Annotated in this window: 16 protein-coding genes and 4 tRNA genes; 4 read left to right on the top strand and 16 right to left on the bottom strand. The window is 55.0% G+C overall.

Features of this window, described 5'->3' with window-relative positions; all coding sequences use genetic code 11:
- The first annotated feature begins 103 nt into the window (after nt 1-103).
- The 4 genes from hemC to hemY are packed head-to-tail and all read left to right on the top strand — an operon-like array spanning nt 104 to nt 4,135.
- Nucleotides 104-1,045, top strand: a complete 942-nt coding sequence (gene hemC / locus AC07WB_RS00875) for a hydroxymethylbilane synthase (protein ID WP_494939892.1) — start codon at nt 104-106, stop codon at nt 1,043-1,045.
- Nucleotides 1,042-1,782 carry a uroporphyrinogen-III synthase gene (gene hemD / locus AC07WB_RS00870; protein WP_345827495.1) on the top strand — a complete coding sequence of 247 codons (741 nt, stop codon included), beginning with the start codon at nt 1,042-1,044 and terminating at the stop codon, nt 1,780-1,782. Before hemC ends, hemD begins: the two co-directional genes overlap by 4 nt.
- Before the next feature lie 23 nt (nt 1,783-1,805).
- The gene (gene hemX / locus AC07WB_RS00865) at nt 1,806-2,936 is read left to right on the top strand and encodes a uroporphyrinogen-III C-methyltransferase (RefSeq protein WP_494939891.1); all 1,131 of its coding nucleotides are present in this window, start codon (nt 1,806-1,808) and stop codon (nt 2,934-2,936) included.
- A 2-nt stretch (nt 2,937-2,938) separates the two neighbouring features.
- Nucleotides 2,939-4,135 carry a protoheme IX biogenesis protein HemY gene (gene hemY, locus AC07WB_RS00860; RefSeq protein WP_400458720.1) on the top strand — a complete coding sequence of 399 codons (1,197 nt, stop codon included), beginning with the start codon at nt 2,939-2,941 and terminating at the stop codon, nt 4,133-4,135.
- Nucleotides 4,136-4,721: 586 nt separating this feature from the next.
- Here the strand turns inward: hemY and AC07WB_RS00855 are convergent.
- The 16 genes from AC07WB_RS00855 to wecA all read right to left on the bottom strand — a co-directional run bounded on the left by AC07WB_RS00855 (nt 4,722) and on the right by wecA (nt 18,104).
- Nucleotides 4,722-4,798 (bottom strand) — tRNA-Pro (locus AC07WB_RS00855).
- A gap of 36 nt (nt 4,799-4,834) precedes the next feature.
- Nucleotides 4,835-4,921: transfer RNA gene (locus tag AC07WB_RS00850), tRNA-Leu, on the bottom strand.
- A gap of 16 nt (nt 4,922-4,937) precedes the next feature.
- A tRNA-His gene (locus tag AC07WB_RS00845) sits at nt 4,938-5,013 on the bottom strand.
- 91 nt (nt 5,014-5,104) lie between these two features.
- Nucleotides 5,105-5,181 (bottom strand) — tRNA-Arg (locus AC07WB_RS00840).
- Between the two features lie 159 nt (nt 5,182-5,340).
- Nucleotides 5,341-6,075, bottom strand: a complete 735-nt coding sequence (wecG, locus tag AC07WB_RS00835; RefSeq protein WP_400458718.1) for a lipopolysaccharide N-acetylmannosaminouronosyltransferase — start codon at nt 6,073-6,075, stop codon at nt 5,341-5,343.
- A 29-nt stretch (nt 6,076-6,104) separates the two neighbouring features.
- Nucleotides 6,105-7,448, bottom strand: a complete 1,344-nt coding sequence (wzyE, locus tag AC07WB_RS00830) for an ECA oligosaccharide polymerase (RefSeq protein WP_097095354.1) — start codon at nt 7,446-7,448, stop codon at nt 6,105-6,107.
- Nucleotides 7,445-8,515, bottom strand: a complete 1,071-nt coding sequence (gene wecF / locus AC07WB_RS00825) for a TDP-N-acetylfucosamine:lipid II N-acetylfucosaminyltransferase (protein WP_494939890.1) — start codon at nt 8,513-8,515, stop codon at nt 7,445-7,447. Before wecF ends, wzyE begins: the two co-directional genes overlap by 4 nt.
- Nucleotides 8,512-9,765, bottom strand: a complete 1,254-nt coding sequence (gene wzxE / locus AC07WB_RS00820) for a lipid III flippase WzxE (RefSeq protein ID WP_345827500.1) — start codon at nt 9,763-9,765, stop codon at nt 8,512-8,514. The genes wecF and wzxE overlap by 4 nt, the downstream gene beginning before the upstream one ends.
- On the bottom strand, nt 9,765-10,895 hold the full coding sequence (gene rffA, locus AC07WB_RS00815) for a dTDP-4-amino-4,6-dideoxygalactose transaminase (RefSeq protein WP_097095357.1): 1,131 nt from the start codon (nt 10,893-10,895) through the stop codon (nt 9,765-9,767). Before rffA ends, wzxE begins: the two co-directional genes overlap by 1 nt.
- On the bottom strand, nt 10,892-11,590 hold the full coding sequence (gene rffC / locus AC07WB_RS00810; protein ID WP_345827504.1) for a dTDP-4-amino-4,6-dideoxy-D-galactose acyltransferase: 699 nt from the start codon (nt 11,588-11,590) through the stop codon (nt 10,892-10,894). Before rffC ends, rffA begins: the two co-directional genes overlap by 4 nt.
- The gene (rfbA, locus tag AC07WB_RS00805) at nt 11,568-12,449 is read right to left on the bottom strand and encodes a glucose-1-phosphate thymidylyltransferase RfbA (protein ID WP_097095359.1); all 882 of its coding nucleotides are present in this window, start codon (nt 12,447-12,449) and stop codon (nt 11,568-11,570) included. The genes rffC and rfbA overlap by 23 nt, the downstream gene beginning before the upstream one ends.
- A 23-nt stretch (nt 12,450-12,472) precedes the next feature.
- Entirely contained in the window at nt 12,473-13,549 is a 1,077-nt protein-coding gene (rffG, locus tag AC07WB_RS00800) for a dTDP-glucose 4,6-dehydratase (protein ID WP_097095360.1), read from the bottom strand.
- Nucleotides 13,546-14,805: a UDP-N-acetyl-D-mannosamine dehydrogenase gene (gene wecC, locus AC07WB_RS00795; protein WP_097095361.1), complete on the bottom strand. Its 1,260-nt coding sequence runs from the start codon at nt 14,803-14,805 to the stop codon at nt 13,546-13,548. The genes rffG and wecC overlap by 4 nt, the downstream gene beginning before the upstream one ends.
- A 2-nt stretch (nt 14,806-14,807) precedes the next feature.
- Nucleotides 14,808-15,932 (bottom strand): non-hydrolyzing UDP-N-acetylglucosamine 2-epimerase, encoded by a 1,125-nt coding sequence (gene wecB / locus AC07WB_RS00790; RefSeq protein ID WP_345827510.1) that lies wholly within the window; start codon nt 15,930-15,932, stop codon nt 14,808-14,810.
- A 10-nt stretch (nt 15,933-15,942) separates the two neighbouring features.
- The gene (gene wzzE / locus AC07WB_RS00785) at nt 15,943-16,992 is read right to left on the bottom strand and encodes an ECA polysaccharide chain length modulation protein (protein WP_097095363.1); all 1,050 of its coding nucleotides are present in this window, start codon (nt 16,990-16,992) and stop codon (nt 15,943-15,945) included.
- Nucleotides 16,993-17,027: 35 nt separating this feature from the next.
- Nucleotides 17,028-18,104, bottom strand: a complete 1,077-nt coding sequence (gene wecA / locus AC07WB_RS00780) for a UDP-N-acetylglucosamine--undecaprenyl-phosphate N-acetylglucosaminephosphotransferase (protein ID WP_097095364.1) — start codon at nt 18,102-18,104, stop codon at nt 17,028-17,030.
- Between the last annotated feature and the right edge of the window lie 255 nt (nt 18,105-18,359).

Here is an 18,359-nt window from a genome sequence, read left to right as displayed (position 1 = left end):
TACGGCCACAATTGACATCGCGTCCTTTACAAGACCGTTGAAACTGACAGCATTCCCCTATCAATGATAGGATATTCGATGAACGATCAAAATGGTTAACAGCATGTTAAACAAAATTTTCAGAATTGCTACCAGACAAAGTCCTCTTGCTTTATGGCAGGCACAATATGTCCAACAGCGCCTGATGGCCGCCCATCCGGGGTTGCAAGTTGAGCTACTGCCGATGGTCACGAAAGGTGATGTCATTCTTGATACGCCGCTGGCAAAAGTGGGTGGCAAAGGCCTGTTTGTCAAAGAGCTGGAGTTGGCAATGCTGGACGGCCGTGCCGATCTTGCCGTGCATTCAATGAAGGATGTGCCGGTCGATTTTCCGCAAGGCTTGGGTCTGGTGACCATTTGCGAGCGCGAAGATCCGCGTGATGCTTTCGTCTCCAATCATTACAACAGCGTTGATGAACTGCCCCAAGGCGCGGTGGTGGGCACATCCAGCCTGCGTCGCCAGTGCCAACTCAGCGCGCGTCGTCCCGATTTAGTCATTCGCTCGCTGCGTGGCAATGTGGGTACGCGTCTCGGAAAACTTGATGCCGGTGAATATGATGCCATCATCCTGGCCGCCGCAGGATTGAAACGTTTGGGTCTGGAAGATCGCATTCGCCAGGCCATGCCGGCAGAGATTTCTCTGCCAGCCGTTGGCCAGGGCGCGGTCGGCATCGAATGCCGTATTGATGATGAGCAATTGATTACGCTACTGCAGGCGTTGAATCATGACGAGACCTCAGTGTGTGTGCGTGCTGAACGTGCCATGAACACGCGGCTGGAAGGTGGTTGTCAGGTGCCTATCGGCAGCTTCGCGGTGCTGGAAGACGACGCGCTCTGGCTGCGCGGTTTAGTTGGATCGCCCGATGGCAAGCAAATGGTGGTGGGCGAGCGTCGTGGACCGCGTGATCAAGCGGAAAAAATGGGCATTTCCCTGGCCGAGGAGTTATTGGATGGCGGCGCCCGCGACATTCTGCGCGAAGTCTATCAGGGACATCCTCCCGCATGACCATCCTTGTGACCCGTCCGGAACCGGCTGCCAGTGAACTGGTCTCGCGTTTGCGAAACCTGGGGAAACTGGCGTGGAGCCTACCGCTGATAGAATTCACGCCGGGTCGCGATCTTGTTCATTTACCGCAACAACTTGCCGCACTGCAAGCGGGCGATCTGGTGTTTCTGCTGTCGCAGCAGGTGGTGACCTTCGCCCAGCCAGCTTTACAACTTAGCGCGACAACATGGCCTTCTGCGCTCAGCTATTATGCTATCGGACGCAGCACGGCTTTGGCTTTGCATACCGTCAGTAATCTGAAAGTAGACTATCCTCATGCGCGGGAGACCAGTGAGGAGCTGGTGCGCCTGAATCGTCTGCAGCAGGTAACAGGCAAACGCGCGCTAATACTGCGCGGCAGCCCGGGCCGCGAATTACTGGCAGAAACGCTGATTGAACGCGGCGCGGAAGTACAATATTGCGAGTGTTATCAGCGCTGTGAAAAGCACTATAACGGCGCGACTGAAGGCCGACGCTGGCGCGATCGAGGCATTACAACGCTGGTGGTAACCAGCGGCGAAATGTTACAACAACTGTTTTCGCTGTTTTCGCCGATTGACCGGCGGGAATGGTTACTGCACTGTCGGCTTGTTGTCGTCAGTGAACGTTTGGCTACGCAAGCCGCTGAATTGGGCTGGCAGGACATAGATGTAGCCGATGGTGCCGATAACGATGCGCTGCTGCGCGCGTTACGCTGAACTTAACAATGGGATGAGCCATAATGACGGAACAAAAAGCCTCCTCCGCCATGGTTGAAGAAACCACCCCAGCGGACAATTCTCCCTCTCCAGCTACTCAGCCACCTCGCGATAAAAAAAGCGATGGCAAAGTGCTGAGTGCGGTGGCGATTGTCATTGCGCTGGCGATTGGGGCGGGACTTTACCTCAATGGGAAACACCAGGCCGATTTACAGGCTCAAACTAACCAGAATCTGAGTGAGCAGCTGAGCGCCTTGCAGCAGCAACTGGGCAGCGATAAACAGCAGCTGACGCAACAGCTGAATAGCGCCAACAGTGCCCTGCAGGAAACACGTACCCAGCAGGACAACAGCGCCAAAGAGCTGGAAACCCTGCGTGATAAAGTCGCCACTATTTCCGGCAATGACACGCGCACCTGGCTACTGGCTCAGGCAGATTACCTCGTCAAGCTGGCCGGCCGTAAGTTGTGGAGCGATCAGGATGTCACCACCGCGGCGGCATTGCTGAAAAGTGCAGATACCAGCCTGGCAGACATGAACGATCCCAGCGTCATGAATGTGCGCCGCGCGCTGACGCAGGATATCAGCTCACTCTCTGCCGTGAGTCAGATTGACTATGACGGCACCATCCTCAAGCTTAATCAGCTGTCGAACGGCGTGGATAATCTGCGATTGGCCGACAACGACAGCGATGATTCACCCATGGATGCCGACGGCGGTGAGCTCTCCAGTTCACTGCACGAGTGGCGCCAGAACCTGGTGAAAAGCTGGCATAATTTTATGGATGATTTCATCACCATCCGTCGCCGTGATAACACTGCACAGCCGCTGCTGGCACCGAATCAGGACGTTTATCTGCGTGAAAACATCCGTTCGCGCCTGCTCATTGCGGCGCAAGCCGTGCCGCGTCATCAGGATGAAATTTACAAGCAGTCTATCGATGCGGTATCGACCTGGGTTCGAGCCTGGTATGACACCAATGATGCCGCGACCAAAGCTTTCCTTACGCAACTGGATGAACTGAGCCAGCAGAGCATTTCGATGGATGTACCGGATACGCTGGAAAGTCAGCCGCTGTTGGAAAAACTGATGCAAACTCGCGTGCGTAATTTGCTGGCCCAACCATCGGCTGCCGCTGATCAACAGGGAGGCTAAGCATGCTGAAAGTATTGGTGCTTTTCCTGCTGCTAATGGCGGGCATCGTGGTTGGACCGATGGTGGCAGGCCATCAGGGCTACGTGCTGATTCAAACCGACAACTGGAATATCGAAACCAGCGTAACCGGGCTGGCGATTATTTTAATCCTCAGCCTACTGGTGATTTTGCTGGTCGAATGGATTTTGCGTCGCCTGCTACGCACCGGCGCACGCACACGCGGTTGGTTCACCGGTCGTAAACGTCGCAGCGCGCAGCGCCACACGCAAAGTGCACTGATGAAACTGGCTGAAGGCGATTATAAGCAGGCCGAAAAGTTGTTATCGAAGAACGCCGATCACGCCGTTCAGCCGGTGGCTAACTATTTACTCGCTGCCGAAGCCGCACAGCAACGTGGTGATGAGGTACGCGCCAATCAGCATCTGGAACGTGCCGCAGAGTTATCGGAGAACGATACGATTCCCGTCGAAATTACCCGCGTACGTCTGCAACTGGCGCGCAACGAAGATCACGCTGCGCGTCATGGTGTAGATCGTCTGCTGGAAGTGGCACCGCGCCATCCGGAAGTATTACGCCTGGCAGAGCAAGCTTATATTCGCACCGGCGCGTGGAGCGCGCTGCTCGATATTCTGCCTTCGATGCAAAAAGTGCAGATCAATGATGAAGCACAGCGCGAGGCCCTTCAGCAGCAAGCCTGGCTGGGCCTGATGAATCAGGCGATGGCCGATCAGGGCAGCGACGGCTTGAAGAAATGGTGGCAAAACCAGAGCCGCAAAACGCGTCAGGAAACCGCTTTGCAGGTGGCAATGGCAGAACATCTGATTGAATGTGACGACCCCGATACTGCGCAAAACATCGTGCTGGAAGGTCTGAAGCGTCAATATGACGATCGTCTGGTGCTGCTAATGCCGCGTATTAAAAGCGGCGATCCGCAAGCTCTGGAAAAAGCGCTGCGTCAGCAGATTAAACAGCACGGCGCTACACCGCTGCTGCACAGCACGCTTGGCCAGATGCTGATGCGTCATGGTGAATGGCAGCAGGCGGCAGAAGCCTTCCAGCAGGCGCTGGCACAGCGTCCAGATGCCTTTGATTATGCCTGGCTGGCCGATGTTTACGATCGTCTGCACCGCCCGGAAGACGCTGCCAAAATGCGTCGCGAAGGTCTGTTACTTACGCTGAAGACTAATCCCAGCGCCTGATTTTTACGTTTGTTACTTTTGTGCACGCCGGGCTTGTCCCGGCTTTTTTTTGCCTGCTGCAAATTGCAGATAAAAAAACACCTGCCATAAGCAGGTGTAAGATCAGGTCGTTCAGACAACTGATGGCATCCGACTCAACGTAATGTCCTTCTTACTGCAGTAAAGCGTGCGCAATGACTGCCAGGCTGGACAACGGATGCCGTAAGGGGCTCTGCATCATTCCCAGGTTTATGTAGCATTAGCAAACATAAGAGGTGGAATGAGCATCTACAGCAATATTATTGCACATGGCGTGCCAAAGTTGCAGGTGCCAGAATAAGTTATTTTATTTCAATAAGATAAAAATAAGGGTTTGACGCTGTCTGATATCACTGTCGGGAATTCACTACATCCAACCCGAAAGATGTCTCTGCAAAGCGACAAGCTATGCAAGCAAATGTCATATCCAATAAAAACAGAGGGTTAAATGTAGCCTAATAGCGACAATGTGCAGAAATAGGCGCACGGACAAGGTTGAGGAAGAAGAGTGAAAGGGCAAATGTGTAAAACGAAAAAAGCCTGCTTTTTCAAGCAGGCTTTTCGAATATGGTCGGCGAGAGAGGATTCGAACCTCCGACCCACTGGTCCCAAACCAGTTGCGCTACCAAGCTGCGCTACTCGCCGATTTTTTACTTCTTAACGCTACTGCGTAATTTTGCCTGGTGCGAAGGGAGGGACTTGAACCCTCACGTCCGTAAGAACACTAACACCTGAAGCTAGCGCGTCTACCAATTCCGCCACCATCGCGTGTCCGAGCAAAATCTGGGGTGGCTAATGGGACTCGAACCCACGACAACTGGAATCACAATCCAGGGCTCTACCAACTGAGCTATAGCCACCATAATTCTGGTGCGTAAGCGTGTTACGCTTACGTAAATTCACTGCATAACGCGGTTAACCAACCACCGAAGCTCTTGCGCACAAATTAAATGGCGCGCCCGACAGGATTCGAACCTGAGACCTCTGCCTCCGGAGGGCAGCGCTCTATCCAGCTGAGCTACGGGCGCGTAGCGCCGTTGCGGATGGGCATACTACGGGCTTGACCTCACACTGTCCAGCCCTTTTTTATAAAAAAAACGCGTTTGATTACGCTTTGTGCATTCCATCGATAATTACTGCACTTTTAGTTGCTTACCCTCTCCTTTTTGCTGGAAAAACCAGCAATATCAGAGATCGCCACGCCAATGGTAGCGTAGATATTTCAGCAACTTTAACTGGCGGCGCAAACGTGAAGGCTGACGGATTAAACGATAAAGCCATTCCAGGCCTGATTTTTGCCACCAAACGGGAGCACGTTTGACGTGCCCGGTGAACACATCATACGTGCCGCCCACGCCCATATAGAGCGCGTGTGGCCAATGTGCACGGCAATCGCGCATGAGCAGCTCCTGACGCGGCGAACCCTGCGCCACCGTGACAATCTGCGCGCCGCTAGCGGCAATACGCGCAAACAGCGACTCACGATCTTCTGGCGCAAAATAACCATTCTGGCTGCCGACGATGTTCACATTCCACTGCCGACGCAGCTTCTCGCAGGTTTCCTCTAGCACCGTCTGACGGCCACCAATCAGAAACACCGGAATGTCGTTGCGGCCCGCTTGCTCCATCAATGCTTCCCAGAGATCCGCACCTGCGATGCGATTGACCTGTAGTTGAGGATATTTCTTACGCAGCGAGCGGACAACGCTGATGCCATCAGGATATTTGAATTCAGCCTCCGCAATCAGCGTGCGCAATTGCGCATCCTCTTCCAGGGTGAGCATCTTTTCGGCATTCATCGCAATCAGCGTGCCGCTGCGCGGTGTGCCATCGGGCAGCAAAAATTGCAGAAAGCTCGCCATATCATTGAAGGCGTGAAGATCGACGCCGCGCAGGCGATAGCGCGGTTTATCGGTTTCCATGGTATGAATTTTCCCGTTGTGCCCAGACGTTAAGAGGGACTGTGTAAAACCGGCTCGCTGCGAGGACGAATCAGCCCCGCGCGCGCCAACAGCCAGTAGAGCAATTTAGCCACCCACATACAGGCAGCAAAAATCAGACAAAAGAACACCACGCGTGAGCCGAAGGCATCCAGCCCTTCGCGCGCCAACACGATCATATTAAATACCGCGCCAAAGCAAAAACTCTGCAAAATCGCGCCACTGTAACGGTTGCTGGCATCGCGCCCATAGCGATACAGGTTATCAAACCCTTTCATTAGCAAACCAACCGCAACGGCGCCAAACGGGATAAACCACACGCCACCCATCACCAGCAGCGATCCAAGCAGCGTGGGTGAAATCGCTAAACCTGAATGGTTATTCAGCACTTCCCAGGTAAAGTAGTTGGCGCTGTTCAGAATCATTGACGGGCGTCCAGGCCACATCCAGCTGGGGATGAACACATAGAAATCACGCCAAATGGGTGCCAATCCCTGAAAATCGATTTTGTCGTAGTTTTGCAGTAATAGCGCCAGGTTTTCCCACGGAGAGAAAGTATCGCGCGTCAGATAGAGGAAGGTGTAAAACGCCTCATCGCCGACCACGTCAAGGTTGTAGCGACGCAATGCCAGCCAGAACATGCCGCCAATCGCCATCACGCCCGCACCCACCAGCATCCACAAGGTGATCCAGCCACGCGTAATGCCGATGAACAGGAATAACGCGAAGGCGATAATGATATTGGCGCGCGTGCCACCCACCAGCGCGTAAGTCAGCAGACCAAATGCCACCGACACCAGCAAAAACCACAGCCACTGGCGCTGGGTAGGTTTTAGGAAGTAGCGAATCAACATCGCCGGAATGAAGAAGTAGAAGAAGCGTTTGAGCGCCACGCCAGAGACTTCACTGGAGAAAATCTGGTTGTACGCGGAGAGCCGGAACAGCAGCAGGCCGTTGTGCAAAAAGAAAACCGTCACGGTACCTATCGCTACCAGCGCCAGCAGCAGACACGTCAGATTGGTTTCAACCCGATTCATCTGTAGCCAGGGTTTCCGCACCGGTGCATTGGCTGGCCGCAGCCGCACTTTATAGCTGACGTAATAGATGGCATAAAAACTGGTCGCAGCCAGCAGCGCCTGCAACAGATATTCTGGCGGCACCACCGCGACGTTAAAGCGGAACACCAGCACGCTGGTTAGCGGGAAACCGAAATAAAATGTTAGCAAAAACAGAATGGTGAAGAACAGGTGGAAGTTGAAGCGCACCCGTTTAAACTCTCGCCAGGTCAGGGTCAGGATGAACCCCAGCGAAAACAGATAAACCACCAGCAGACCGCAAAACTGCATCAGGCTCATGTTCTCTCCCCTTCACTCAAGCTCAGCGCATGGCGCCAGCCTGCCAGATAGCCCGGAGCAAAAAAGGCAATCGATGATTTATCACATTGCGCCAGTTGTCGTTGCGCTTCGGCTACGCTGGCAGCATCCAGCGCATCTTCGCTAAACAGCACCGGCAAACCTTGTTCACTCAAATCGCGCCAGAACGGATTTTTACGGTTCAGCACGAAGGGAATATTGGCCTTAATCAGCAGGCAAAGCGTGCCGATCCCCTGCTGACGTTCGAACATAAAATAGCCGAGCTGACAGCGGCTAAGCAATCCCAGATAGACGTCAAAGTCGATCTTGTCACGCAGCAAGGTGACCTGCCCCGCAGGGAACAGGCGCTGTGCGGCGGCAGCAATCTCATCAATATAACGGTGATTGTTCTCGGGATAACCGAGCGGTACCACCACCTTGACCTGCTCACCAAACTGCGCGCGAATCGCCTCTAAGCCTGCGATATGACGATTGCTGCGATCGCCTGAATTACCGAGCAGAATGGTGAACGCAGCGGATTCCATCGCTGCGGGTACGGCAGCGTCCGGCATGCGCGTTGGAAAATAGAGCAGTGAGGTCGGTACGCGCGGATGGCGCTGCTGGAAATGGTGTAAATCACCGCGCGTGGCAAATACCTGCGACACGCGGCTCTGCGCCCATCGGCGTAGCAGATAAAAAAGCTGATACTTAAGGCCTCGCCCCTCTTCGTAAAGATCTGCGCCCCATACGTGCCAGAATGCCTGCCGGCGACGCAGCCTGCAGCTCAGTAATGCTAGCCAAATACTGGGATTGAACTGGCCGTGGAAGAAGAAGCGCTGCGCGCGATTAGCGGCGCGCGCGATAACGGCCTGCGCCAGCGCACGCTTGTTGGCAAAAGTTTCGATGTGCAGTGCTGAATAGGCTTGCAGCGTTTCTGGCGCGCGGGTCACCACCATAAATTGACGCGGCGCATCTGCAGGCATCTCCGTGCTTATCACATCATTAAAGAAGCGCAGCACCGTATGATTGTGGTGCGGGATATCCGATCCCAATACGTGAAATAGCGTCATTTTTTCCGGCAATAAATTATGAAGGCACCACAGCAAAGGGCGAAATAGAGTATGTAGGTGGCCATATAGGCCTGTGCGGCTCCGGCACTACCGTGCAGCGGAATTAGCCAGCGGGAGAAACCGGTTAACAGCGCGAACTGACTCAGTTCGGTCAGAATATAAAAGCGCAGCGACGCTTTGGCGATCACCAGGTATCCGAAAACATAGGCGCCTACTTTAAAGACGTCCCCGCACAACTGCCAGACAAAAAGGTCACGCATGGCGGTGAACTGCGCTGAGAACAGTAGCCAGATAGCGACATCGCGCAGCAGCCATACGCAGAAGCTTGCTACGGCCACGGCAGGCATGACAAAGCGCAGCGCGCGGCCAATTTCCCGGGCGATTTGCGGTTTCTGCTCCAGCCGCGCCAGCGTCGGCAGCAGCCAAACGCTAAAGGTGGCAGTGATAAATTGCAGATAAGCATCGGAAATGCTGGTGACACCCTGCCATAAACCGACCTGCGCCCAACCTTGCTGTTCTGCCAATAGATTTCGCATCATCACCCACGCCACCGGCAAGGTGAGCGAGGTCATCAACGCCATTAGCGTAAACTTTGCCAGATTGCGTGCCAAATCCGGCTGCCACGTTGGCTTAAGCCAGCTCAACGGCAATACGTCGCGATGGCGACGCAGCATGATCAGGGCAGGAAACACAACCAGCGCCGGCACCAGCGCCAACCCCACCAGCGCACCGGCATAACCGCCCAGCCACCAGCACATGACATAGCCGATCACGCCTATCAGGCTTCCCGCGATCAGCGCCAGCGCATTACCGCGTGCATCACGAAAACCTTTCAACAGCGCTAACGTCAAATTAGCCCAGGCAATACCCAGCTGCAGAAAAGCGACAATCCGCACCACGTTCTCGTATTCAGCATGGCCAAACAGTGCTGTGCTGATCGGCTGCGCCGCCAGTAAAAACACCAGTGCCAGCAGTGTTGAAAAGCCGAGAACAATCGAAGATGCCGTACCCGTTACGGCACGCAACATCTGCGGCTGTTGCTGATGCTGCGCCACCAGCGTGGTAATGCCGTTGAAGATACCTGCACCTGCCAGCACGCCAAGTACGGTAATGAGCTGGCGGAAGTTACCGGCCTGCCCAATACCTTCCGGCCCAAAGCTCACCGCCAGCAATTTCACCACCAGCAAGCCAGCCACGATTTTTACCAGCGTGGATGAAGCGGTCCAGACTGAGGCTTTGGCTAACGACATCAGGCAAAGAAACTCAGCAGCGAACTGATCACCGTGCGCTGGTTGTTATCCGACAGGTTGTAGAACAGCGGCAGGCGCAACAGGCGCTCACTTTCACGCGTGGTAAACACATCCGCACCGTGGAAGCGGCCAAAGCGCTCGCCCGCCGGTGCTGAATGCAGCGGGATGTAATGGAATACCGTGAGGATTTCCGCCTCTTTCATCCAGTTGATTAGCGCCTGACGATCGTCGCTGTCGCGCAGCTTGATATAGAACATGTGCGCGTTGTGGCGGCAATCTTTTGGCACCACCGGCAGTTCGATGCGGCCCGCTGCTGCCAGCGGTTGCAACGCATCGTAGTAGCACTGCCACAGGTGCAGACGCTGCTGATTGATCTGCTCCGCCGCTTCCAGCTGCGCCCACAGATAAGCGGCTTGCAGATCTGCCATCAGATAGCTGGAGCCAATATCGCGCCAGGTATACTTATCCACCTGCCCGCGGAAAAACTGGCTGCGGTTAGTGCCTTTTTCACGAATGATCTCGGCACGCTCTACCAGCCTCGCCTCATTGATCAGCGTTGCGCCGCCTTCGCCGCCTGCGGTGTAATTTTTGGTTTCGTGGAAGCTGAAGCAACCAATATGACCAATAGTGCCCAGCGCGCGCCCTTTGTATTGCGACATCACGCCCTGCGCGGCATCTTCAATTACGTACAGTTTATGCTTCGCCGCCAGCGCCATGATGGTATCCATCTCGCAGGCGACACCGGCGTAGTGCACCGGCACGATAGCGCGGGTTTTCGGCGTGATCGCTGCTTCAATTAACGTTTCATCGATATTGAGCGTATCGGGACGTACATCAACAAACACAATGACCGCGCCGCGCAGCACAAAAGCGTTAGCGGTGGAGACAAAGGTGTAGCTCGGCATGATCACTTCGTCGCCGGGCTGGATATCAATCAGCAGCGCCGCCATCTCCAGCGACGCGGTGCAGGATGGCGTCAGCAGCACTTTTTTGCTGCCAAAATGCTGCTCCATCCACTGCTGACAGCGCCGGGTAAAACCGCCGTCGCCGCACAGTTTGCCGCTGGCCATGGCCGACTGCATATATTCAACTTCACTGCCGACAATCGGCGGCGCATTAAAGGGGATCATGGGACCTTCCTGTAGAACCAGTAAGCGGTGCTTTCCAGCCGCGCACCGCTGCGTAAATAAAGGCGCATCGCCGTAAGATTGCTGAGTTGGGTAGCAACACGCAAATGCGCCAGCTGGCGCACGCGGCCCCAGTCAGCGGCAGCGAGCAGTAAACGCTGGCCCACGCCACATCCTTGCGCACCAGGCAGTACCGCCAGCAGACCGATACGCATATCACCGTCCACTTCCCGCATAGAGACGAAACCTTGCAATGCGCCCTGTTCATCGCAAGCGACCAGGCATTGATGGTCGAAAGTACCGCGCACGGCATTTTCAATCCACTGCGCATAGAAACGCCCGCTGTCTGCAGGCTCAAACCACGGCGCACGGAAGCGACTCTGGCTAAATGCCTGCGCAGCCGCATCACGCAGTGCCGGGATTTGTGCTTCACGCGCGATCCGCACGCCGGGTTGCCGCTCAGTATTTTTGATAGCGATCGTCAGATCGGCTTCGCCTTCAACCAGCTGAAAGCCCTGCTCGCTCAAGGCATCGATCGCCTCAACACGATCTGCGGGCACTTTAACTTGCCAAAGCGTATAGGGCTGGGTTAACGCTTCAGACAGCGGCAAATCGCCCTCCAGCTCCAGGCGGGCGCTGTTCTGGCCGAAGAAATCGTTTTCCCAGTGAAGGGGATTAATATTGACGCGGACGGGCATGGTGAACATCCAGCAAATACTGGCCGTAGCCGGTTTTAGTCAGCGCCTGGGCTGCAGCCAGCAGCTGGGCGTCGCTTAGCCAGCCATTGCGCCATGCGATCTCTTCCAGGCAGGCGATTTTAAAACCCTGACGCTTTTCCACCGTCTGCACAAACATACTCGCCTCAATCAGGCTATCGTGCGTGCCGGTATCCAGCCAGGCAAAACCACGACCCAGCAGCTCTACGGAGAGTTCGCCCTGATCGAGATACATTTGGTTAATCGCGGTAATTTCTAACTCACCCCGGGCGGAAGGCTTAACCTGTTTAGCAAACTCCACCACGCGATTGTCGTAGAAATAGAGGCCGGTTACCGCCCAACGTGATTTCGGCTGCTGCGGTTTTTCCTCAATTGAAAGCGCGTTGAAGTCGTCATCAAACTCCACCACGCCAAAACGCTCGGGATCCATTACCTGATAGGCGAAAACGGTGGCGCCGCTGCTGCGCGCCGCCACTTTCTTCAGTTTTGGACTGAAGCCCTGACCGAAATAAAGGTTGTCGCCCAGCACCAGACAACAGTGATCATCACCGATAAAGGATTCACCAATGATAAACGCCTGCGCCAGGCCATCGGGGGTAGGTTGTTCGGCATAGGCTAGCTGTATGCCAAACTCACTGCCATCGCCCAGCAATCGTTCAAAGTGGGCGCGATCTTCCGGCGTGGTAATGATCAGGATTTCACGGATCCCGGCCAACATCAGCACCGAAAGTGGATAGTAAATCATCGGCTTGTCATACACCGGCAACAGCTGCTTTGAGATGGCACGGGTAATCGGATGCAAACGCGTGCCCGAACCTCCGGCTAAAATGATGCCTTTCATCGCTGCTCCTTCTGAATTGGGTTTTAGCGCGGCGTGGCCAGGCCCAGACGCTCGCCGCGATAGCTGCCATTAAGAATCGCCTGCCACCATTGTGGGTTCGCCAGGTACCACTGCACGGTTTTGCGGATACCGCTCTCAAAGGTTTCCTGCGGCGTCCAGCCCAGCTCGCGCGCAATTTTGCTGGCGTCAATGGCGTAACGCTGGTCGTGGCCGGGACGATCGCTCACAAAGGTAATCAAGTCCCGATAGCACGACAGCTGTGGTGCACGCTGCTGTGGGGCCAGTTCATCCAGCAAATCACACAGGGTTTCCACCACCTCAAGATTCCGTCGCTCGTTATGACCGCCGATATTATAGGTTTCACCCACTTTGCCGCTGCTGACTACGCAATAAAGCGCCCGCGCGTGGTCTTCCACATAGAGCCAGTCACGAATCTGGCTGCCGTTGCCGTATACCGGCAGTGGTTTACCTGCCAGCGCATTAATGATGGTGAGCGGGATCAGCTTCTCAGGAAAATGATATGGGCCGTAATTGTTGGAACAGTTGGTAACGATCACCGGCAAACCATAGGTACGCAGCCAGGCGCGCACCAGATGATCGCTGCTGGCCTTGGTCGCCGAATACGGGCTGCTGGGCGCATACGGCGTGGTTTCGGTAAAGAAATCGTCGCTGCCGTGCAGGTCGCCAAACACTTCATCGGTAGAGATGTGATGGAGAATGAAGCCCTTTTTGCGCTCATCCACCATGTTATTCCAGTAATGCCGCGCCGCTTCCAGCAGTTGATAGGTGCCGACGATATTGGTTTCGATGAAGGCAATCGGACCATCAATCGAACGATCGACGTGACTTTCCGCCGCCAGATGCATGATGCAATCTGGCTGGTACTGCGTCATCACGCGATCCAGCTCGGCGCGATCGCAAATATCCACCTGCTCGAAGGCGAAACGCGTGTTCTGCTGCACCGGCGCCAGCGAGGCCAGATTGCCAGCGTAACTCAGCTTATCGACCACCACCACGCGATGCTCAGTGTTTTCAAGCAGAAAACGCACCAACGCCGAGCCGATAAATCCTGCGCCGCCGGTCACCAAAAACTGTTTCATCGCCAGACGCCTTTGGTATCAACAATCCACGGCTGGGTAATCTGTGCAGCCTCAACCGCGCGGAACTGCGCATGGTCAACCAGCATCACCAGAATATCCGCCTGTTGCAGCGCATCTTCGGTGGTGACCAGCGTGGCTTCGTGCGCCAGACGCTGCGGAATGGCCGTTACGTGCGGCTCAACCACCCAGGTTTGTCCGCTGTGCCATTCGGCAATCAGATGGGCAACGCTCATCGCCGGACTTTCGCGTAAATCATCAATATTCGGTTTGAAGGCCAGACCAAAGCAGGCAATGGTGATATCGCTGGCACGTTTACCGCTGGCGGTGAGGCATTCGGCCAAAGCCTGTTTTACCTGGTCCAGCACCCAGCCCGGTTTGGCATCATTCACTTCACGCGCGGTGCGAATCAGCCGCGCCTGTTCTGGATTTTGCGCCACGATAAACCAGGGATCGACGGCAATGCAGTGCCCGCCAACGCCCGGCCCAGGCTGCAGAATATTGACGCGCGGATGGCGATTCGCCAGCGCAATCAGTTCCCACACGTTGATGCCTTGCTCTGCACAGATCAGCGACAGCTCATTAGCAAAAGCGATATTCACATCGCGGAAGCTATTTTCCGTCAGTTTGCACATCTCGGCGGTACGCGCATGGGTTTCCACGCATGCACCACGCAGGAAAATGCGATACAGCTCGCTGGCGCGCGCAGAACAGGCTGGCGTCATGCCGCCAATCACGCGATCGTTTTCCAGCAGTTCGACCATCACTTTGCCGGGCAATACCCGTTCCGGGCAGTACGCGATAAACACATCGCACGCATCGCCGTGCTGCGGGAAACGCAGATCGGGACGCGCATCCGCGAGCCATTGCGCCATCTGCTCGGTTGCGCCGACTGGCGACGTCGATTCGAGAATCACCAGATCGCCCGCCTTTAATACGGGCGCAATGGACAACGCGGCGGCCTGCACGTAGCTGAGATCGGGCTGATGATCGCCGATAAACGGCGTGGGTACGGCAATCAGAAAAGCATCGGCGGCTTCGGCCTGCGTGGTGGCGCGCAGGTATCCGTCTCGCACCGCGTCGCGCACCACCTCACCCAGTTCGGGTTCAACGATGTGGATATCGCCGCGATTAATGGTTTCGACAGCGCGGCTATTAATATCCACGCCAACGACTTTTTTCCCCCGTGAGGCAAAAACGGCCGCCGTTGGCAGCCCAATATAGCCCAGTCCGATAACGGAAATGGTTTCAAAACGCATGGTTATACTCTGTGTTGTTTTAGGGCCTGCAAGATGCGCGCGCAGGCATGGCCATCGCCATAAGGGTTGTGCGCGCGGCTCATTGCCTGCCAGGCTTCATCGTCCTGCAACAGCAGGCTGACTTCCGCGACAATCTTACTGATATCGGTGCCCACCAGTTTCACCGTGCCTGCGTCCACAGCTTCCGGCCGCTCGGTGGTATCGCGCATCACCAGCACCGGCTTGCCGAGCGACGGCGCTTCTTCCTGAATGCCGCCGGAATCGGTCAGAATCAGCCATGAACGGTTCATCAGCCAGACAAACGGCAAATACTCCTGCGGCTCAATCAGAATGATGTTTTCGATACCGCTGAGAATGCGGTTTACCGGCTCGCTGACATTGGGATTGAGGTGCACCGGATAGACGATTTGCACCTGCGGATGCTGGCGTGCAATTTGCGCTAGCGCGCTGCAGATGCGTTCGAAGCCGTCGCCAAAACTTTCGCGACGATGGCCCGTAACCAGAATCAGCTTTTTATCGGCGTCGAGGAACGGATAGCGCGCGGCCAGGCGGGCATTGAGATCCGCATCATCCAATACGCGATCGCGTACCCACAGCAGCGCATCAATCACCGTATTGCCAGTAACGAAAATGCGCGCATCCGGCAGGTTCTCACGCAGCAGATTTTGCCGCGAGTTTTCCGTCGGGGTGAAGTGGTAGCTCGCCAGGTGGCCAGTCAATGTGCGGTTGGCCTCTTCTGGCCACGGCGACATCAGGTTGCCGGTACGCAGCCCGGCTTCCACGTGACCCACGGGAATCTGGTGGTAAAACGCCGCCAGGCTGGCGGCAAAAGTGGTGGTGGTATCGCCGTGCACCAACACCACATCCGGCTGAAAGTCGGCCAGCACGGTTTTCATGCCCTGCAAAATGCGGCTGGTAATCTCCGTCAGCCCTTGCTCCGGACGCATGATGTTCAGGTCATAATCAGGTTGCAGCTGAAACAGACGCAGCACCTGATCGAGCATTTCTCGATGCTGTGCAGTAACGCATAAGCGTGACTCGAACGCAGCATCCTGCGCCAGCGCCTGCACCAGCGGAGCCATTTTGATCGCTTCAGGACGCGTGCCAAATACGGTCAGAACTTTCACGTGGCTTCTCTTAATGGCTCGATGGTAACGTTGAACGCGGACGTCGCACCAGCGCCACTCCCGCACCGACCAGCGCGCCAATGGCGCCCCACATGATCATCATAAACAGACGACGCGGACTATCACGCGAAACCGGCTCTTCCGGCGTGCGCAAATAACGATAGGTCTGGAACTGTTTGTCCAGACGCGGCCCCGCCTGCAGCGTACTCAGCATCGCCTTGTTTTGATCATAGCTTAAATCATAAGCAGGTCCGCTGGCCTGTAACGTGTCGAGCTGCGCCTGCAACATTTGCTGGCCAAGCAAGAAGCGATCGCTGTCTGGCAGCGCCTCACCCGTAGCCGGCGCCCGATTCTCTTTAATGCCCTGTTCATCGGCCACCTTCAGCGCCTGCACAATACGCTGACGTTGACGTTCAAACACCGCCTGCGCCACTTCTTCCTGACGCGTGACCTGCGCCTGCAACTGTATGTTGCGCGCCTGCCAGGCGCCTTTTAGCTCCGCATTCAAATGGCGTGCCGCACGTTCGCTGGCATAGGCAATATATTGGCGTAGCAAATTATTGGCATCACCGGCAGTTTCGGCGACCAGCTTGATGTTATCTAAGACATTGCGCGCCGGATCGGCCGCCGTGAACTGGATGTTGGTGATTAAGTCATCGAGCAGCGCCGCATCATTGTGCGCGTTGCCGCTTTTACGACTTTTGTAGTAATCGGTCTGCTGCCAGAAATCACGACGCGTATCCCATGATGCCAGCTGCATTGTGAACTCTTGATAAACCTCATCCATAACGGTTGGGGCTGGCGAACTGAGATTGAGCGTATTGGTGCGGACATCCAGATTATTGAGAAATTGCTGCTGCACAAAGAAATCACCCAACATATTCACCGTAGGACGATCGGTGACTGCCGTGGTGCTCCACGCCTGCTTCATCAACATCGAGGCCAGCCACGCAAACAGCGCAAACAGCAGCGCCAGGCCAACAATCCAGCGCTTGCCACGCCACAGCGTACAGCCGAGGCCTCGCACATCCAGTTCGTTTTCTACAACCACAGAGGTCATAACAAAAATCCTTATCAGGGTACTTTCTGGGTAATTTATTTTTTATCTTCGCTGCTGCTTTGCCAGCGACGTTTTATGCGACGGATTTTGCGCGCTACACGCCATGCGTGCTTCAGGCAATAGCCGTAAAGGAGAAACGCCATCAGGAACAGCACCAGCATTACCCATTCCGGGATAAAGGCCAGATATTCACCGAGCACGCCAATACCGGCCAGGATCGCTGCGGCCACGGTAATCAGTAAAAATGCCTGACGTGAAGTGAAGCCGGCGCGCATGATCAAATGATGAATGTGTTGGCGATCGGCAGAAAACGGGCTCATGCCTTTCCGCAAACGCCGATACATAATCGCCACCATATCCATCAGCGGAATGGCAATCAGCCACAGCGCAGTAACCGGCGTGATCGGATGGCTTAAACCCTGGGTGGTTTCCAGCAAGATCCAGATGATAGTGAAACCGATCATGGTACTACCGGCATCGCCCATAAACACTTTATAGCGGCGGCCAATCAAACCGAGATTGAGCAGAATATAAGGAATGGTGGCGGCGATCATCGCAAAACACCACATGGCGAGGCTGGTTTGGCCATCGAAGTAGAGAATAATACCTATCGCGGCGAAGGTAACGCTGGAGAGGCCGCCGAGCAGGCCATCAATTCCATCCACCATATTAAACGCATTGATCGCGGCCCACACGGCGAACAGCGTTAATACATAGCCAAAGGGGCCAACGATTAACTCTACCGGGCCGATAATAAATCCGAGGCTGAGCAAATAGAGTTTGGCACCCACCATCATCACAATGGCGACCACCGCCTGCACCAGCGCACGAATTTTGACGCTGATATCAAAACGATCGTCAAGAGCTCCTACCAATACCAACACGCCCGCACAGCTCAGATAGAGCATCGCGTGCGGTAAATAATAATTTGAGATGGCAAAAGCGAAGCAGATACCCGCGTACACAGAAATACCACCCACTAACGGAATGGCGCCATGGTGTCTTTTTCTGGAGTTTGGAGTGTCCACTAGCCCAATTTTTTTAGCTGCTTTGCGAGCAAAAAACAGGAACACTAAAGTAAAAAGAAAAACTAAACCAAGCTCAGTACTCATAGTGAGTAAATTCACGTTCATGCTCTCAGCTAAAATCGTGGTCAACAATAGGCAAAACACCCGCTATTGCCGTATATCCCTATTCCGAATTCTGCTGCAGAAAAGTCTGATTGCTGAAAAAACAAGCAAATATCTGCCACAGTCAAAATAAATGCTTCCTGACTGGGCTCATCCTAATGCCCATAAATAAAAAACGCCACGTTAAGACGTGGCGTTAGCAATAATTCCTGGCAAATTGTGCGAATCACCGCTTGG

It is taken from the genome of Pantoea sp. GW821-FHT03E06 (genome assembly GCF_059420725.1).
The sequence above is the reverse complement of the archived record's forward strand: the minus strand, read 5'-3'. Positions and strand labels throughout refer to the sequence as shown.

What these genes read in the sequence shown, in the direction of transcription:
- rffC (WP_345827504.1), bottom strand. Translation starts at nt 11,590, where the DNA reads ATGCCCGTCCGCGTCAATATTAATCCCCTTCACTGGGAAAACGATTTC.
- rfbA (WP_097095359.1), bottom strand. Translation starts at nt 12,449, where the DNA reads ATGAAAGGCATCATTTTAGCCGGAGGTTCGGGCACGCGTTTGCATCCG.
- hemX (WP_494939891.1), top strand. Translation starts at nt 1,806, where the DNA reads ATGACGGAACAAAAAGCCTCCTCCGCCATGGTTGAAGAAACCACCCCA.
- hemC (WP_494939892.1), top strand. Translation starts at nt 104, where the DNA reads ATGTTAAACAAAATTTTCAGAATTGCTACCAGACAAAGTCCTCTTGCT.
- wecG (WP_400458718.1), bottom strand. Translation starts at nt 6,075, where the DNA reads ATGGAAACCGATAAACCGCGCTATCGCCTGCGCGGCGTCGATCTTCAC.
- hemY (WP_400458720.1), top strand. Translation starts at nt 2,939, where the DNA reads ATGCTGAAAGTATTGGTGCTTTTCCTGCTGCTAATGGCGGGCATCGTG.
- wzxE (WP_345827500.1), bottom strand. Translation starts at nt 9,765, where the DNA reads ATGTCGTTAGCCAAAGCCTCAGTCTGGACCGCTTCATCCACGCTGGTA.
- wzyE (WP_097095354.1), bottom strand. Translation starts at nt 7,448, where the DNA reads ATGAGCCTGATGCAGTTTTGCGGTCTGCTGGTGGTTTATCTGTTTTCG.
- hemD (WP_345827495.1), top strand. Translation starts at nt 1,042, where the DNA reads ATGACCATCCTTGTGACCCGTCCGGAACCGGCTGCCAGTGAACTGGTC.
- wecC (WP_097095361.1), bottom strand. Translation starts at nt 14,805, where the DNA reads ATGCGTTTTGAAACCATTTCCGTTATCGGACTGGGCTATATTGGGCTG.
- wecA (WP_097095364.1), bottom strand. Translation starts at nt 18,104, where the DNA reads ATGAGTACTGAGCTTGGTTTAGTTTTTCTTTTTACTTTAGTGTTCCTG.
- wzzE (WP_097095363.1), bottom strand. Translation starts at nt 16,992, where the DNA reads ATGACCTCTGTGGTTGTAGAAAACGAACTGGATGTGCGAGGCCTCGGC.
- wecF (WP_494939890.1), bottom strand. Translation starts at nt 8,515, where the DNA reads ATGACGCTATTTCACGTATTGGGATCGGATATCCCGCACCACAATCAT.
- rffA (WP_097095357.1), bottom strand. Translation starts at nt 10,895, where the DNA reads ATGATCCCCTTTAATGCGCCGCCGATTGTCGGCAGTGAAGTTGAATAT.
- rffG (WP_097095360.1), bottom strand. Translation starts at nt 13,549, where the DNA reads ATGAAACAGTTTTTGGTGACCGGCGGCGCAGGATTTATCGGCTCGGCG.